Origin of the sequence: Larkinella fluvii, assembly GCF_051857545.1 — a bacterium.
In the GTDB taxonomy this organism is placed as follows: domain Bacteria; phylum Bacteroidota; class Bacteroidia; order Cytophagales; family Spirosomataceae; genus Larkinella.
The window spans coordinates 715,490-732,047 of the sequence record NZ_JBPZHB010000002.1; the positions used below are offsets into that span (position 1 = coordinate 715,490).

Sequence of the window (16,558 nt, forward strand, 5' to 3'; positions counted from 1 at the left end):
TTTACATTTATTATTCCTGAACGAGTCACTCCAGCGCCTGATACACCGCAATTTTAAATTTTCGTCGGAATTCACTGGAGTGCGCATACGGCTGCACATTGGTAAAAACCAGCAGGATCAGGTTTTCTTTCGGGTCGATGGTGTATTCGGAGCAATACATACCACCCCAGCCGAACGTACCCGGACTGGTTACATCACCAAAACTGCTTTCCGGTGTGCTGACTTGAAAACCAAGTCCAAATTTGTCGTTGTAAGCGTTGATTTTGGACTCACTGATCTGATTGCGCAGCATCATTTCAACGGTTTTTCGCCCCAGAATTCGCCTATTGTTGAAGCTGCCGCCGTTGAGCATCATCTGGCAGAATTTGGCGTAATCTTCCACCGTGCTGACCAACCCGGCTCCGCCCGAAAAATACGTTTTGGCGCCTTCCACCGCAAACGAGCGGTAGACGTTGTTTTCGTGCAGGGTCAGCGGTTTTTCGGGGCTGCTTTTGGAATAGAGTTCCACCAGCCGACTGGCTTTGTTGGCGGGGAGATAAAAATAGGTATCGTTCATGCCGACCGGTTCCAGCACCCGTTCGCGCAGGGCCACATCCAGCGGTTTTTCGGCCAGAATTTCAATCAGTCGGCCAATGATGTCGGTGTTCAATCCATATACGAAGGCTTCACCGGGGTCTTTGGTAAGCGGGCGGGCGGCAATCCGGTTAACGACGTCTTCGAGTTTATCCGGCTGGATCGAGTTGTAAAACGGCACTTTGAATTCCGGGCGCTGGTCGAGCGGATGGTCATAAGGAATCCCGGCGTTGTGACTCAGCAACTGCCGGATGGTCACTTCGCTTTTCGCCGGGCGGGTTTCGTAGGTGACTTTCTCCTTATCGACGCTCACCAGCACCCGCGGATTTTTGAAGGCCGGAATGTACTTGGAAATCGGATCGTCGAGCAGGAATTTCTCTTCTTCAAACAAGGTCATCAGCGCAACCGTCACCACGGCTTTCGACTGGGAGGCAATGCGGTACAGATCGTCGCGTTTGAGTGGTGTTTTCTTTTCCAGATTGCTGTAACCGAACGCTTTGTAATGAACAATCTTGCCATTCCGGGCGACGAACGTGACGGCATTGGGGGCTATTCCCTGATCGATCAGACCCTGGAGAAAATTGTCAATCCGTTTGAGTCGTTCGGCGGAGAACCCGGCATCGGCGGGGGATTTGGCGGTGGTGAAGGTTTGGGTGGGTTGGGCAACGGCAAGATTTACGGTAAGCAGGAAGCTTAAAAGTATGTATTTAACCATGTACGGTATTTGAGGTTATGGGGTAAAGACGTAATTTTCATCAAAAATGGGAAAAAGTATGACACCGCGCGTCTGGTTCAAAAGTATTTCGCTGGAAAATGTCCGCTCGTTTGGTCGGAAAGAAACGATTAACTTCACCAAAGACGGAAATGCTGCGCAGTGGAATGTGATTCTGGGGGATAATGGGACGGGGAAGACGACGGTTTTGAAGGGGCTATGTTACACGATTAATTCAGAATATGGAAGTGGATATTATGCTCAAGATTATGATACATATATATCACTCTCAAGAGGTGATGAAACGAAAATAATGATTCATTCTCATCTAGAAGGAAAACTAGCTGATAGCTTTGAAAAGGATATAGCAAGTTTTTCGCCAAGGCTTGTAGAATTATCAGATGGAACAATAGCACCAATGGGGGGGACTCATCTTCGTACTTCTGCTTACGATAAAAAAGGTAGATTCAAAAACTTAGAACCTCCTTTGTTGTTTGCATATGGCGCTACTCGAAGAATCGGAGAATCTGCAATTACTAATAAACAAGAAAGTAGAATTAAAAGCTTACTTGTTGAATCTTCTGATTTAGTAAACACAGAAGAGTGGCTAATTCAATCAGAATTTTTTGCATTAAAAGATGGTAACAATTATTATAAGCGTCTCGAAATAGTTAAAGATATTTTGTTGAAATTGTTTCAGGAGGAAGTTTTCGAAATAAAAAGTAAAATTGTTAAAATAAACGGTTCTGAAGTTCCAAGAGTATATTTTAAAACGCATTATGGTGAAGTATTACTTCATGAATTGAACTTAGGTTACAAAACACTTATTGCTTGGATGGCTGATTTAGCTAAAGGGTTATTAGAACATTATCCTAATAGCGAAAACCCCTTAGCTGAATCCGCCATCTGTTTAGTCGATGAAATAGATTTGCATTTGCATCCGAAATTTCAGCGCACGATCATTCGGTTTTTAACAGAAACCTTTCCGAATACGCAGTTTATTGTGACGGCGCATAGCCCGTTGATTGTGCAATCGGCGGGGGATGCGAATATCATTCTGTTGAAGCGGGTGGGGAATGAAGTACACGTCGAGAATGATCCGGTCGATGTGCGCAACTGGCGATTGGATCAGATTCTGACCAGTGAGTTGTTCGGTTTGGACTCGGACCGCTCCGAGCGGGTTTCTCAGCTACGCACCGAGCGGGATGGTTTGTTGGCGAAAAAAAGGCTGGCGAAGCCTGAGAAAGCCCGGTTGAAAGAGCTGGATAGTGAAATCGGATTTGTGCCTTCCGGTCGCGATGCCGCTGAAATTAAAGCGGAGACGATTATTCAGCAATTGGCGGAAGCGTTGCGTAAACAACAACAGGGATAAGCGATGGTACGGATCATTAAATCGGACGCCGTTCCCGCCAGATTAGCCATAAAAGGGGTTTTGGAAACGACCAAAAATTGCCAGCTCTACGAAACAAACCCAGCCGTTTACGATAATGGAACCGATACGTTTGAAATTGACAGTGACATCTACGGTGACGCATCGGTAAAAGAGCAATTGATTGCTGAACAAAACGGAAAATGTTGTTTTTGTGAGGCTGATTTTACGGCGAATGGTTACGGAGATGTTGAACATTTCAGGCCCAAAGCGGGCTATACAATTACCCTAAGTGGAAAGCTGAATCGTCCCGGCTATTATTGGTTGGGTTATGACTGGAAAAATCTCTATTTCTCGTGCCAGATTTGTAATCAACGCCATAAAAAAAACTATTTTCCGTTGGAAGACGAAGCCAAAAGAGCTAAAAATCATTTACAGGATTATCGTTTAGAATCAGTAGCCCTCATTCACCCTTCAGACGATGAAGCGGAAAACCATATTCACTTTAACCGCCATATCATTATTCATAAAACCCAGAAAGGAAAGAACTCTATCCGGGGGTATGGGATCTATCGGGTTAAACTAAATGCTGCCAGAGAAGCCCATTTACAGAATGTTCGTAACAACGTATTTTTGGCAAGGGTCGATTTAGACACCATAACCGAACCCGTGAAAGCGCAGTTTAGTCAATCGTTCAACCTCGCCTGGGAAGAGATCGAATTGTTAATAAAAATTGCCAAACTATTTGTTAATGTTGCCGCTAAATCGGGCTCACCCTTTGCGCTAATGGTGCGGAATAATTTTCCGGAATTACCGGTAATCTAATGAATTTTTAAAAAGTCACTGTTACTTCAAACCCCTCCAAAACCGCTTCCCCCGAAAGCGTTACCTGCTCGCCCGTCTGAATCTCAATCGCTCCGGTTTCCCGATAAATGAAGACGGTTTTCTCGATCCGGTCGATGAGCCAGCCGAGCCGACAGCCGTTTTCGCGGTATTCTTCCATTTTGGCTTTGAGTTCCTGGGTCGAATCCGTTTTGGATCGGATTTCAATCACAAAATCAGGGCAAATAGGGGCAAACTTTTCCTGCTTTTCTTTGGGTAATTGATCCCAGCGATCCTTACGAATCCAAGACACATCCGGCGACCGAACGGCCGAGTTGGGAAGTGTGAAACCAGTCGATGAATCGAATACGTAGCCCGCTTGCTTTTTGCGGTTCCAACTCCATACTTCGCCATTGAGGTTGGCGTTATAACGTCCTGTTTCAGATCCGGTGGGGGGCATAAGAATAATATTTCCGTCGGCATCGCGCTCCAGACGCAGATCTTGATTAGCCTGACACAAGGCAAAAAAGTACTCGTCGTCAAACCGGTATTGACGGGGCGGGTGAAGTGTCAGGTGGTCGGAAGTCTGAATGGTCGCAAGCATAGGGCACGGCCTTTTACCAAATATAACACAAATGACAGAATAGTGTCTACATCTGCGCCAGCAGATACAACACCGCCATCCGAACCGCCACGCCATTTTCCACCTGATCCAGAATGATACTATGGTGCGAATCAGCCGCGTCGGAGGTCAGTTCGACGCCCCGGTTGATGGGGCCGGGGTGCATCAGCACAATCGGGCGGTCGAGTTCGTCCAGCATCTTTTTGGAAATCCCGTAGTAGAGCGAATACTCCCGCAGCGACGGAAAATACTTGATCTGCTGCCGCTCCAGTTGAATCCGCAGCACATTGGCGACGTCGCACCAGTTGAGGGCTTCCCGAACGTCGTGGCTCACTTTGACACCCAGTTCGTTGATGTGTTTGGGAATCAGCGTCGTAGGGCCGCAAACCATCACCTCCGCGCCTTGTTTTTGCAGACAGAAAATGTTCGACAAGGCCACGCGGGAGTGCAGAATATCACCGATGATGGCGACGCGTTTGCCCGCAACATCGCCCAGCTTGTCCTGAATGGAAAACGAGTCGAGCAGGGCTTGCGTCGGGTGTTCATGGGTGCCATCGCCCGCGTTGACGACGTTGGCTTTGATGCGATCCGACAGGTAGTGCGGGGCGCCGGGGCTGCTGTGGCGCATGACGATCATGTCGACCTTCATCGCCAGAATGTTGTTGACGGTATCCAGCAACGTCTCACCCTTTTTGACCGAACTGCCCGAAGCCGAAAAGTTGACGACATCGGCCGATAACCGCTTTTCGGCCAGCTCGAACGACAGCCGGGTGCGGGTCGAATTTTCGAAAAAAACGTTGGCAATCGTGATATCGCGCAGCGACGGCACTTTTTTGATGGGTCGGTTAATGACGTCTTTGAACTCGCGAGCCGTTCCCAAAATGAGCTGAATGTCGTTCTCGGTCAGGTTCTTAATGCCCAGCAGGTGTCGGACGCTGAGTTGTTGCATGGCGCGAATGAGGAGGAAAAGTTTGGCAAAGATAGCTTTTGCAACGCCGGTTTTCAAATTCAGGGCTGACTTAATCGGTCTGATAACCTTTTCGCTTTTCCGGGATAAGCAAGTGACAAACGCATCATCACCTTCTCATCGTCTTCGGTACCATGATCTGGCAACTGACTTATCATCCCGTCTTTCCACGGAATAGCGTTGCGATCCGGCAACAACTCCTCCGGTTTACACTGAGCCTTACGCTGGGTTTCACGACTTTGTTTTTTACGAACACGACCGTGGCGTATTATCGAAATTTCTACCAAATCCGGAAAACCGGGCAATCGATGGCCGTGATCGTTCAGCGAACCGAGCGAACCGTGGTGGGGAAAGGCACGCAAAAAAGCCGGGCGAAACGGTTTCGCTACCAGGCGGTTTTTCAATTCCGGAATCAGGAGCGGTCGATGCCGGTTTCGAAAGACTTGTATGATAATCTGAAGCCGGGTGATCCGGTTCTGGTGCTGTACGGCGCAAAACAGGACGGTTTTATACCAGCCAACGATCCGGCCGATCACCGCCAACTGATTACGCCCCTGATTTTTTGGGCGATTTTGATTGGTTTGTCAGGAAAACAAACAGGACTTGTGCGGTGATACCATAGATTGGTTTAATGAGGTCCATTGAGAAAGCGTGAAAAAGCATCGCCTTTCACCACCTCAGGCCTTCTTTTTCTCCGCTGCAATTTCGCCAATCGCCCGCACCAGTTTGTCCAGATCAGTCAATGTCGTGTAGACATGGGGTGTCACCCGAACGCAACTGATGTTTTCCCAAACCGTCGGAGAGGTATTGATTTTGTATTTCGACATGAGCTTGCCTTCCACTTCGCCGGGCGTCATGCCGTCTATGCTCACCCCGCAAATCCCGCACGAAAACTGGGATTTCAGCGACGTGGACAACCGGACGCCGGGGAACTTCAGCACTTTTTCGGCCCAGTAGTTTTTCAGATACCGCACCCGTTCTTCCTTGCGTTTGTTGCCAATGCCATTGTGAAAATTGATGGCTTCCCCAATGCCCTGTTCGATCGGAAAACTCCGCGTGCCGAGCGTCTCGAATTTGCGGATGTCGTCGCTTTTTGGCTGGCTATTGCACAGCAATGGCCATATTTTGGATATTTTCTCTTTCTTGATCCACAACATGCCGGTGCCGACAGGGGCCGATAAAAACTTATGGAGGCTCGTTCCGAAGTAATCGCAACCGAGTTCAGATACCTTAAAATCCAGCAAACCAAACGAGTGCGCACCATCCACAACCACCTCGATGCCGTGTTTGTGCGCCATGCGGCAGATTTTCTGAACCGGCATGATCTGGCCTACCCAGTTGATGACATGCGTGACGTGGATGATTTTGGTTCTGGGCGTAATGGCTTTTTCGTATTCTCGGACAATCTGCTCGTCATCTTCGATCGGGAAATTGAAACTGAGCTGTTTGTAAACGATGCCCTCGCGTTGCGCCCGCTGCCGCCACGCCTGAATGATGTTGGGGTAATCCTGCAACGTGCCGATCACCTCGTCGCCCTTCGCCAGATCGAGCCCGTAAATAACCGTATTGAGCGCTTCGGTGGCGTTGCGGTTGATGGCAATTTCGTCGGTCAACGTCCCTGCCAGCAGCGCCAGTTTTTCCCGCACCGGCTCGCGGCCCTGATCCAGAATCCGCCACATGTAATACGACGGCCCCTGGTTCACCATGTGGTTGTAGCGTTCGACGGCCTGTTGCACCACCAGCGGAGATGGCGAAACGCCCCCGTTGTTCAGAATGATAATGCTCGATGAAGAAGCCGTATAGCCTTGCTGAATGGTCGCCCAATAGTCTTCGTCGGCCGCAACCTGCAACGTGCTGAGGTGCTGAACCCGCTCGTTGGCAACGGCCCAATCCGCAGCGTGGACCGTGTTGAACAGGCTGTTGAGCGAGAAAGCACTGCCGGCAGCAGCCAGCTTTTTGACGAAATTTCGACGGTTTTGTGACATAGTACTGCAAAGGTGAGAAATTGGCCGGATTTCACGACTTCCATTTACCAGGAAATAGTCATTCGGCCCGGAAAATGATACAAACTACCCCCACCAGCCGGAGAGCTTTCGGAAAATACGGCACCAAAAGCCCCGAAACCGGTGGCGGTTTTACTTGACACTCAGTAAATAGCCCAGCAACTGATTGAACTGAGCCTGCGGAATCGTCTGGCCAAAATGGTCGGGCATCAGCGTATACCGGGACGCCTGACTTTCGGCAATGTCTTTTTTCGGCACAAAAAATTCCTCACCAGCCGCATTGGCATACACCACTGACGCGGCCTCTTCCCGGCGAAACAACCCGGTTTTGACGCTGCCGTTTTTCAGTTTGATCGTATAGGTTCGGAACGCTTCCGAGATGTTCCGGTTCGGGTCCAGAATTTTGGTGGCCAGCGACTGACTGCCCCAACTGCCGATTCCGTCCAACTGCGGGCCAATCATCCCGCCCTCTTTGTTGATCTGGTGGCAGGGCGAGCAGTTCTGGATAAAAATTTGCCGCCCACCGGTGGCCGAAGCGTCCAGGTGCGCCAACCGGTCTTTGATGAGTGCTTCCCGAGTTTCGTCAATTGGACTTAAGTTGGCAGTTAATTGGGTAAATTCGGCCAGTTGTTTTGGGCTGGCGTTCAGCAACAGCCGGTCTTCCAGACCCGGTTGCCGCAAAATCCGGGTGTATAAAATACCGTTCCGGACTTGTTTCAGAATCAGGTCTTTGCCGTCTGACGTGGTGGCCAACGCCTTCAGCAGTTCGAGCTGCACATCGCCCGTCGTTTTCTTCAGTCCGTCGGCCAGTGCCTTCCCGGTTTGGGCCAGCGGAAATTCGCCCAGCATTCCGGCAATCTCTTTGCGATACGGCTGGGGCGATGAGTCATCGGAGAGGAAAGAAACCGCCTGGGTCGCATACCGCTCGGGAGCCAGTCGAAGCAGCGCCCGTAGGCTGGCCACTTTGATAAAATAAGCCGTCGACGGACTCGCCAGCAACTTTTGAATCGTTGGCTCCAGAGCCGAAATGCCCGATTCTCCGGCGGTTTCGATCGCAAACCGTTGTTGTTCACCCTGTTCCTTCGGGTTGATGGCCGGAACCTGGATGGCGTTCGTTTTAAAGTTGCCCACCCAGATCAGCCCGGACGCCTGGTCGATCACTTCCAGATACACGCGTTTGCCCTGATAGGCCTGTAAATTCCAGGTGACGGTTTCGGCCTGATAATCATTTGCTTTCAGAAAGGACTTTCGGGCAATGATCTGGGTCGTATCGTCGGCCAGTCGCAACTGCACCCGGTTTTCGGGATCGGTGTTGGTTTTGAGATTGTAGTTCACCGTTGAAAATTCCAGCGACGCAGGAGCCGTAAAAACCGGCGACCGGACAACGCCTTTGAGCCCACCCAGATCAAAGCCAAACATCCGAATGTCGGGTGACAACAGTGTGGTGACCGGCGGAATCCGAATCGCCACCGGCAGGTCTTTCAGGTATAGATTCCCTTCAAGCGCGTACGTCCAGTCCGGTGCCGGGGACACGATCAGGCTCTGTGCCAGTGCAATGCCCCATTTCCGAACGGATTCATCAACCTGACCGCCTTGCTGTTTGATGCTTTGCTGAATCACCGTGAACAACTTGTACTGGCTCCCCGGATCGCCCTGGTATTTCCGGATGATAAACCGCACCAGATCATCGCGTTGGGCAACTGGCAGATAGAGTGCCGTCTGGCGGAGCATCTTCAACTCCGTTTCTTTCGGGAGGGAAACGGTTTTTAGCGTTTTTAACAGAAACTCGCTGGCATACACCGTGTTGACCCCAATCAGGGATTCGGTCAGGGCGATTTGATCCGTCTGACTCCAGGCTGTCAGTGTGGCCTGGGTTCCTAACGGTTTTGCCCGCATTAAATCCCGAAGGCCAAGCCGGGTGGTGTAGGCCAGGTGCGTATCGAAAGCCGGTATTTTTTGCTGAAAAGCCACCAGTGTTTTTACGGTTTCCAGCGTCGGAAAAACCGTCATGGCTTCCACCGCAGCCCGCTGAACGTGGGGATTCGCGTCGCTCAGGGCCAATTGCACCGGGGCTTGAAAGACCGTTCCGGGTGTTTTCATTTCCCGGATGATGCGCAATGCGTGCGTCCGAATCAACGCCTGAGGGTTTTGCAGGGCTTTGAGCAGGCTTTCATTCCGTAATTCGCCCAATTGGTGCAGGACCCACAAACCCTGCGCGTAAGCGGTTTCGGCGGTTTTGCGTCGGTTCAAAAAGTCTTCAACCGGTTTGACGGCGGCTTTGCCGATGCGGTGAATCAACTGGTCGGCCACGGTCATGCGGACAGATAAATTGTCAGCCGATAAACCGTCCAGCAGTTCGTTCATGCCTGCTTTCGTCCAGTCTTTCAGACCGTTTTTGTCCACCTGACCTTTGTAGGTAATGCGCCAGATGCGGCCCCGGAGGTGATCGCGGCCAGGGTTGTCGAGCGGCACCTCGTAGTGGCCAATGATGCGGTTGTAGAAATCGGCAATGTATAACGCGCCATCCGGACCTTGCACAATGTCGGCGGGCCGAAACCAGGGGTCGGTACTCCGCAGAAAATCTTCCTCCATTTTCCCCACCGGCGACGAGCCTTTGAAGGCATACGAACTGCGGTAGATGCGGCATTTCACGACGTCGCCCATGAACAGGCTGTTGCGATACGGTTCGGGAAAGGTGGTGCCGCTGCTGAGGGCCAGACCCGATAGGGCGGTGGCTTCCCGTTCGTGCGGTTTCATGATGGGCGCAAAACCGATTCCTTCCGGCAAGCGGCCAAAATACGGGTATTCGGCTCCCCGAATCAATTGGTAAAGCGGGGAGGAATGGCAATCGGAGGAATACAGGTAACCCCAGTCGTCGAACGTCAGGCCGAATGGATTGACGCGGCCAAAGGTCGTTTGTTCCACCCGGCTGCCGTCGGCTCGAAACCGGAAGGTGTTGCCGGAACCGAGCGTCAGGGAATCGCCGTCGGTTCCGGCAATTTTCGACAGGTTCGTAAATCCGTGGCAGGCATGAATCCAGCCGTCGAAGCCGCGTCGGAAGTGATTAACCATGCCGTGCGTGTCTTTAAAGCCAAACGGCCCCAGCAGCCGACGGCTGGTTTCGATTTGATCGTCCCCGTTGGCATCGGTCAGTTGATACACGTTCGGAATACTGAACGCCACGGCTCCGTCCTGAACCGGCAAAATACCGATGGGAATGTTGAGCGTATCGCTGACGGGGATAAAAGTGTCGGCTTTGCCATCATGATCCCGGTCTTCCAGGATCGTGAGCCGGTCGTGACCGTTGCCGGGCTGCGCCGGAAAGGGATATTCCACCGATTGCGTGACCCACAGGCGTCCTTTGGCATCGAAGGCCAGGTTGATGGGTTTGCCAATCTGCGGCTCGGAAGCAAACAATTCGATCTCAAAACCGGGGGGTAGCGTAAAACCGGCCTGTTCGTCGGCCGGTGAGCGTGCCTCCGTCGAGCGGATGTGTTCGTCAAATGCGTTGCCGCTGTAGGGTTGTTGTTGGAATTGGGTCGTCGGGGCAGGAGCGGCTTTTTTTTGCTGCCAGTACGTCGTACAGCCTGCCACGAGCAGAAAGCTCAGCAGAGAAAATTGGTAAATAGGGGCTCGCATTGGCCTGGCCTGCTACGGTAAAAAGGGTTAGGAATGCTCTTGAACCGGCGGTAGTTTCCAGACATCCCTAGGGTGCAGGGTGAGCGAAAGGGCGCTCCTGAAAGATACCGTCGACTCAAAAGGTGTGTAGCAAATATACGGGCTGCTCAGGCGGCTTTCCTTTATTTTCTTTCCAATTTATGGTACTATTTTTCGACTTCTGGTTTCACGCTGCCCTGGATATGGATTCGTTTCGAAGCGGATTACTCCAGCACCACACACCCATACGCCGGAATCCTTACTTTTCCATTTTTGAATAGTTTGGCTCCCCCCGCCGTGTCCAGTACAATTTGCTTTCCTTCAGCCAGTTCGGAAGGATACAGAACGGCATCCAGCCCCCGTTTGGTCAGGTTGTGGATGACCAACACCGACCGGTTTCCGGATTTCCGGGCAAATGCAATCACGTTTTTGTGCTGAATGCCCGTTTCTTCCAGTTTGCTCAGGTTGTCGTTCAAAACCGGGTGGCTGTTGCGGAAGTGAATGAGTTTTTTGTAGTGATTGTAAAGCGAATTCGGGTCGGTTTGCTGTTGCGCCAGCGGAACAACCGTTCGGCTGGTCGAATACCGGGCTTTGCGCCAGCGGGCGCGTTCCGGGTCATTTTTGCCGGTATTCCAAAGGAACGGTTCGCGGATGTTTTCGTCGGGTTTGACGCCCAGCATCCCGATTTCTTCGCCGTAATACACGTACGGATTGCCGGGTAGTGTCAGCAGCAGACTGGCGGCCACTTTCAGGTGGTTCAGATTGCCGTTCAGAAAGCTCCCAATCCGGGTTTGGTCGTGGTTGGAGAGCATGATGGCGTCGATGAAGTTCGGATTCACTTCGGCAAAAATTGAGTGATTCCGCACCAGCATCTGAACGATTTCTGATGTATCCCGCTCTTTATACGGAATTTCCTGCAAGGCCAGGCTGAGGTCGAAATTGAAGTTGGCTTTTAGTCCCCGGAAGTAGGGCGCAATGCGTTCGGCCCGCGTCCAGACCTCGCCGACGGTATACACACCCGGTTTGGCCGCTTCCATGACCTGACCAAATTCTTCCCAGAACTGGTGATTTTTTGGTTCTTCCCACTCCGGGTAAATGTGCCGGGCCGCATCAAGCCGAAAACCGTCGACGCCGACGTCGGTCAGCCAGAACTTCCCGGTTTTGTAAATTTCTTCCCGGACCTTCGGATTGTCGTAGTTCAGATCCGGCATACCGCTCCAGAACAGGGCATAATATTTCTCGGAAAACGGCGCGCCCGGCACGCGGTGCCAGGGATTTTTCTCCTGCGAGTCGGCGGTGGTTTCGCGGGTCGCAATGTTCAGGGCGTCGATTTCTTTCTGATTCATCCAGACGTACCAGTCGTGATACGGATTGTCCTTGCTTTTACAGGCTTCCACAAACCACGGATGCTGGCGGCTGGTGTGGTTGATCACAAAATCCAGGATGACCTTGATGCCGCGCCAGTGCGCTTCCGAAACCAACCGCCGGAAGTCGTCCATCGTACCGTATTCGGGCGCGATGCCGTAATAATCCGTCACGTCGTACATGTGGTAGCTCGGCGACGGATTGACGGGCATGAGCCAGATGGCCGACACGCCGAGGTCTTTTAGATAATCCAGTTTGGAGGTCACGCCGTTGAGGTCGCCAATGCCGTCGCCGTTGGAGTCGCAGAAAGCCCGGACGAAAATTTCATAATGCACCCCGGTTTGACCGGTAACGGTTTGATCAGAAAGGGGTGATGTTAAATCGGATAAAGGAGTTGGGACGGATGCGTCGGCAATCATAGGACTAAAAAAAGATTCAGAAGGTTAACCCGCCAAATCAGCCGGGAGTTTGTAAAAACGGTTTTTTCTCCAAATTCAACAACAAAATCGGCAAATAAACCACAACACCATACCCACGACCCTGAAAGGGTCATATCACTAGCCCCGGATAAAATCCGGGGTTGATCGTGGTAATCCGGGGTTTGGGATCACGATGATCGGGGGTTGGTCGTGGCCGTTCGGTGTTGATCATGGCAATCCGGGTTTGGGATCATGGCAATCCGGGGTCGATCATGGCAATTTGGGGTTGGGATCATGGTAATTCGGGGTCGATTATGGCAATCGGGGTCGATCATGGCAATTGGGGTCGGTCGTGGCAATCCGGTCGATCATGGCAATTGGGGTCGGTCGTGGCAATCCGGTCGATCATGGCAATTTGGGGTTGATCACGGTAATTCGGGGTTGATCACGGTAATTCGGGGTCGATCATGGCAATCCAGTTGATCACGACAATCCGGGGATTGCGATTATGGGCATGATCATCCGGATTGCCACGGTCAACCCCGGATTGCATCCGGGGCTAGTGATGGAACCCTTTCAGGGTTCGTAGATACGGTCATTTAGTGTATATGTGATGATCATGAACTTTTGGTGCAATATAAATGTATATACATTAAATGTAATTACTTGTAAATCCTTACGACGATGAAAACTGAACGCACCGTACAACAATTGATACCCGCCCCATTGATGAGCATGGGCGAACTCCGGGTTCGCCAGCCGCTTCCATCGGGCCGACTGAGTTACCTGGACCCGTTTGTCCTGTTACACCACGGTCATAGTTTCCTGAAAGAAAATGAAAACCCTAACCACGCTGGCGTAGGACCACACCCGCACCGGGGGTTTTCGCCGGTCACGTTTGTCTTCAAAGGCGGGGTGCGGCACCGCGACAGTCGGGGCAACGACCGGAGCGTTTTTGAAGGCGGCACGCAGTGGATGAACGCCGGTTTGGGCATCATGCACAGCGAACGGCCGCTGTCCGACGAATTGGAAATCATTCAGATGTGGGTCAATACACCGTCTGCGCACAAAAAAGATCAGCCGAGCTATTACCCGCTGTTGAAAGAAGAAACGCCTTCATTCGTCAGCGACGATGGGAAGGTGACGGTCAATGTGATATCCGGTGAACTGTTGGGTTTGAAAGGCCCCATCCCGACGTTCTCGCCCATCAATTCCGCGACCTTGTTCCTGAAAACCGGGGGCAAAGTGTATCTGCCATTGCCCGCCAGTCACAACGCGTTTCTGTATTTGCTGGACGGAAAAATGCGTGTCGGCGACCAAACGGAGGTGAACGCCCGGTATATGGTGGTTCCGGAAAACGACGGCGAAGGCATCACCCTCGAAGCCCTTGAAGACACCCGGCTTTTGCTGATGTCGGGCGAACCGATTGGCGAAAAAATCCTGGCGCAGGGTCCGTTTGTGCTCAATAACGAAGTGGAAGTGATGGAAGCCTACCGCGATTACCGGATGGGGAAAATGGGGATTTTGATCGAAGACTAAAAAAGACGTTGCTAAAAAAACGCGGAGGGTGGGGTATTTACTAAGATTCTGGTAAATTCTCCGCCTTCTGCGTTTTTGCGTAGAGTTCTTTTGTTTTTTTGTAAAAAACTGACCCTATGCTTTCCGTCGCCGAAGCCCATTCCATCGTACTGAATCACTTGCTGGTGTTGCCGGCAGAACCCGTCTCCTTATCGCAGGCTGCCGGCCGGGTGTTGCGCGAACCACTAACCGCCGACCGGGATCTGCCGCCTTTTAACCGTGTGTCGATGGATGGCATTGCCATTCAGTTTGCGGTTTTTGAAACCGGACAGCGGCAGTTTCGGGTCGCCGGAACGCAATTTGCGGGACAACCGGCGCAAACCCTGACCGAACAAACCGCTTGTCTCGAAGTGATGACGGGAGCCATGTTACCGACGGGAACCGATACGGTTATTCGCTACGAAGACCTTCAAATCACTGACGGTCTGGCCGAAATCCAGATCGACGCCGTTCAGGTCGGCCAGAATGTGCACCACCGGGCGACGGATCGGAAACAATACGAAGAACTGGTCCCGATTGGAACACGACTGGGGCCACCGGAAATGGCGGTGGCCGCATCGGTTGGTAAAGCGACGGTTTTGGTCAGCAAACGACCCAAAATTGCCCTGATTTCGACGGGCGACGAACTGGTCGATGTCTCGGAAACGCCCGAACCCTACCAGATTCGCCGGTCGAATACCTATCTGCTGCAAACGGTTTTGCAAGCAGCCGGAGCCGAAACCACCCTGCTGCATTTGCCCGATGACGCCGATACCATGGAAACCGCTTTGAAAACCGTCCTCCAGGAGTACGATGCGCTGGTGTTGAGCGGGGGTGTTTCCGCCGGAAAAGCCGATTTTGTCCCGAAAGTTATGGAACGGCTGGGCGTCCGGCAACGGTTTCATCAGGTGGCGCAACGCCCCGGAAAACCACTGTGGTTTGGGGCTTCGGATGAAGGAAAGGTCGTCTTTGGATTACCCGGAAATCCGGTTTCGACGTTCCTGTGTGCGTATCGGTACTTGCTACCGTGGCTGAAGGCATCGCTGGGTTTGCCGGTTTTGCAGCCTTCCGTCGCCCGCCTGGCCCGGTCAGTTTCCTTTACGCCCAAATTAACGTATTTTTTGCCCGTGCGTTTGTCGGTCAGTCCGGACGGAATCGGGTTGGCCACGCCTTTACCCGGCAGTGGGTCAGCCGATTATGCCAATTTGCTGCAATGCGACGGTTTTATGGAATTGCCGCCGGAACGGGCGGAGTTCAGCGAAGGCGAAGCCTTTCCGGTTTATACGTTCCGCTAACGTCCCAACCATCGTGAAACGGATTCTGTCCATCCTGCTCCTTTTGCTTCCGCATTTTCTGATGGCGCGGCAGGAACCGGTATGGATTTCGTTCAAAAAAGAACCCATTTCTGTCCGCAATCCGACCTTTTCACTGTTGAAAATTCGGGATGAGCGGTCTTTTAAGTCGCAGTTTGGGACCATATTATCAGGCCCCAAAAGTGGCGTGGCCGTTCGCAGCAACGAAGAAATCGCTTCGACGTTCGATGACCTGCTGAGCCCTGGTTTCCTTCCCGACTCCACGCGGGTGCCGGTCATCATTCGCATTCAGGAGTTTGTGTTTTCCGAGAAAGCAAAAAAAGAATTTCAGGCCGACGGCACTTGCCGCCTGGAACTGGCCTTCGATGTGATGCGCGACGGAAAACCGATTCAGTTGACCACCTACACCGCCCGAACGATTTACACGCGCTCGTTCGGGCAAACCGACCGGCTGGAACTGGTGGCCCGCAAAGCCCTCGAAAGTGCCGCACAGTATCTTTCCAACTGGATCAAAATCAACCGCGACAAAAGCCCGGCGCTGGTGAAAGGCCTTAAATTTGTCTATGTCGACCACAGCATTCAGCAGGCGTCGGGCGATACGGTTTTTTACCACCCGCTTCGGCCGCTGTCCTGGGACGATTTTCAGGCGGCTCCGCGCGTCGGCAGTCGCAATGCGGCTTCGATTTTTCCCACGTTTTCGTACGAAGGCCATAGCCGTTGGGTCAATGGCTTTATTGAGGTTCAACTCACATTCAAAACGTTCATGGTAAAAAGCATGTCGTGGGTGCGGCATAAAGACGACTACGGGCTGCTGCATGAACAGAAACATTTCGATATTGTCAAACTGATTGTCGAGCGGTTTAAACAGCGCATCATCGCCGACCCGGATATGGATTTTGAGGAGTACAACAGCCGGGTGCAATTTCTGTATCTGGAAGCCTACCGCGACATGAACCGCTGGCAGGAGCAGTACGACGGCGAAACCCAGCACGGTATCAACCGCGCCGAGCAGGAGCGCTGGAACCGCAAAATTGCCCAGGACCTGAAAAATGCCGAAGATTTGACAGCCATTATGCTTTCAAACCGGCAGTAAATGTGTTTTTGGTTTTCGGTTTACCGTTTTCGGTTGGCTGACGCGTTCTTGAATGCATGCGCCAGCCACCGTATACCGAAAACCGA

Annotated in this window: 12 protein-coding genes; 6 read left to right on the plus strand and 6 right to left on the minus strand. The window is 52.0% G+C overall.

The genetic code is table 11. The annotated features are described in order from the left end of the window. Positions 1-25 precede the first annotated feature (25 nt). A complete protein-coding gene (locus ACS5NO_RS06930; protein ID WP_439414448.1) occupies positions 26-1,288 on the minus strand; it encodes a serine hydrolase domain-containing protein in 1,263 nt (420 codons plus the stop codon). Positions 1,289-1,346: 58 nt separating this feature from the next. On the opposite strand from ACS5NO_RS06930, the gene ACS5NO_RS06935 reads away from it, so the two are divergent. Together ACS5NO_RS06935 and ACS5NO_RS06940 are read left to right on the plus strand one after the other, a co-directional pair. Then, complete coding sequence (locus tag ACS5NO_RS06935; RefSeq protein ID WP_439414449.1) at positions 1,347-2,657, plus strand: AAA family ATPase; 1,311 nt, start codon at positions 1,347-1,349, stop codon at positions 2,655-2,657. 3 nt (positions 2,658-2,660) lie between these two features. Continuing rightward, a complete protein-coding gene (locus tag ACS5NO_RS06940) occupies positions 2,661-3,479 on the plus strand; it encodes an HNH endonuclease family protein (RefSeq protein WP_439414450.1) in 819 nt (272 codons plus the stop codon). Between the two features lie 7 nt (positions 3,480-3,486). Here ACS5NO_RS06940 and ACS5NO_RS06945 read toward each other — a convergent pair whose 3' ends face one another. After that, a complete protein-coding gene (locus ACS5NO_RS06945; protein ID WP_439414451.1) occupies positions 3,487-4,080 on the minus strand; it encodes a Uma2 family endonuclease in 594 nt (197 codons plus the stop codon). Between the two features lie 46 nt (positions 4,081-4,126). Further along, positions 4,127-5,047, minus strand: coding sequence for an aspartate carbamoyltransferase catalytic subunit (locus ACS5NO_RS06950; protein ID WP_114405778.1), 921 nt, complete (start codon positions 5,045-5,047; stop codon positions 4,127-4,129). 152 nt (positions 5,048-5,199) lie between these two features. Between ACS5NO_RS06950 and ACS5NO_RS06955 the strand changes: the two genes are divergently transcribed. Next, the gene (locus ACS5NO_RS06955) at positions 5,200-5,679 is read left to right on the plus strand and encodes a hypothetical protein (RefSeq protein WP_439414452.1); all 480 of its coding nucleotides are present in this window, start codon (positions 5,200-5,202) and stop codon (positions 5,677-5,679) included. 63 nt (positions 5,680-5,742) lie between these two features. Here the strand turns inward: ACS5NO_RS06955 and ACS5NO_RS06960 are convergent, their stop codons facing one another. From ACS5NO_RS06960 to ACS5NO_RS06970, 3 genes are all read right to left on the minus strand, one after another. After that, the gene (locus ACS5NO_RS06960) at positions 5,743-7,050 is read right to left on the minus strand and encodes an aminotransferase class V-fold PLP-dependent enzyme (RefSeq protein ID WP_439414453.1); all 1,308 of its coding nucleotides are present in this window, start codon (positions 7,048-7,050) and stop codon (positions 5,743-5,745) included. 150 nt (positions 7,051-7,200) lie between these two features. Continuing rightward, positions 7,201-10,707 carry a PVC-type heme-binding CxxCH protein gene (locus ACS5NO_RS06965; RefSeq protein WP_439414454.1) on the minus strand — a complete coding sequence of 1,169 codons (3,507 nt, stop codon included), beginning with the start codon at positions 10,705-10,707 and terminating at the stop codon, positions 7,201-7,203. A gap of 242 nt (positions 10,708-10,949) precedes the next feature. Next, positions 10,950-12,509 carry an alpha-amylase family glycosyl hydrolase gene (locus ACS5NO_RS06970; RefSeq protein WP_439414455.1) on the minus strand — a complete coding sequence of 520 codons (1,560 nt, stop codon included), beginning with the start codon at positions 12,507-12,509 and terminating at the stop codon, positions 10,950-10,952. Positions 12,510-13,193: 684 nt separating this feature from the next. Between ACS5NO_RS06970 and ACS5NO_RS06975 the strand changes: the two genes are divergently transcribed. The 3 genes from ACS5NO_RS06975 to ACS5NO_RS06985 all read left to right on the plus strand — a co-directional run bounded on the left by ACS5NO_RS06975 (position 13,194) and on the right by ACS5NO_RS06985 (position 16,472). Continuing rightward, positions 13,194-14,048, plus strand: coding sequence for a pirin family protein (locus ACS5NO_RS06975; RefSeq protein WP_439414456.1), 855 nt, complete (start codon positions 13,194-13,196; stop codon positions 14,046-14,048). Between the two features lie 116 nt (positions 14,049-14,164). Next, the gene (locus ACS5NO_RS06980; RefSeq protein ID WP_439414457.1) at positions 14,165-15,361 is read left to right on the plus strand and encodes a molybdopterin molybdotransferase MoeA; all 1,197 of its coding nucleotides are present in this window, start codon (positions 14,165-14,167) and stop codon (positions 15,359-15,361) included. Positions 15,362-15,374: 13 nt separating this feature from the next. Further along, the gene (locus ACS5NO_RS06985; RefSeq protein ID WP_439414458.1) at positions 15,375-16,472 is read left to right on the plus strand and encodes a DUF922 domain-containing protein; all 1,098 of its coding nucleotides are present in this window, start codon (positions 15,375-15,377) and stop codon (positions 16,470-16,472) included. Positions 16,473-16,558 lie beyond the last annotated feature (86 nt).

Coding starts and splice junctions, on each gene's coding strand:
- ACS5NO_RS06930 (WP_439414448.1), bottom strand. CDS start 1,288: ATGGTTAAATACATACTTTTAAGCTTCCTGCTTACCGTAAATCTTGCC.
- ACS5NO_RS06935 (WP_439414449.1), top strand. CDS start 1,347: ATGACACCGCGCGTCTGGTTCAAAAGTATTTCGCTGGAAAATGTCCGC.
- ACS5NO_RS06940 (WP_439414450.1), top strand. CDS start 2,661: ATGGTACGGATCATTAAATCGGACGCCGTTCCCGCCAGATTAGCCATA.
- ACS5NO_RS06945 (WP_439414451.1), bottom strand. CDS start 4,080: ATGCTTGCGACCATTCAGACTTCCGACCACCTGACACTTCACCCGCCC.
- ACS5NO_RS06950 (WP_114405778.1), bottom strand. CDS start 5,047: ATGCAACAACTCAGCGTCCGACACCTGCTGGGCATTAAGAACCTGACC.
- ACS5NO_RS06955 (WP_439414452.1), top strand. CDS start 5,200: ATGATCTGGCAACTGACTTATCATCCCGTCTTTCCACGGAATAGCGTT.
- ACS5NO_RS06960 (WP_439414453.1), bottom strand. CDS start 7,050: ATGTCACAAAACCGTCGAAATTTCGTCAAAAAGCTGGCTGCTGCCGGC.
- ACS5NO_RS06965 (WP_439414454.1), bottom strand. CDS start 10,707: ATGCGAGCCCCTATTTACCAATTTTCTCTGCTGAGCTTTCTGCTCGTG.
- ACS5NO_RS06970 (WP_439414455.1), bottom strand. CDS start 12,509: ATGATTGCCGACGCATCCGTCCCAACTCCTTTATCCGATTTAACATCA.
- ACS5NO_RS06975 (WP_439414456.1), top strand. CDS start 13,194: ATGAAAACTGAACGCACCGTACAACAATTGATACCCGCCCCATTGATG.
- ACS5NO_RS06980 (WP_439414457.1), top strand. CDS start 14,165: ATGCTTTCCGTCGCCGAAGCCCATTCCATCGTACTGAATCACTTGCTG.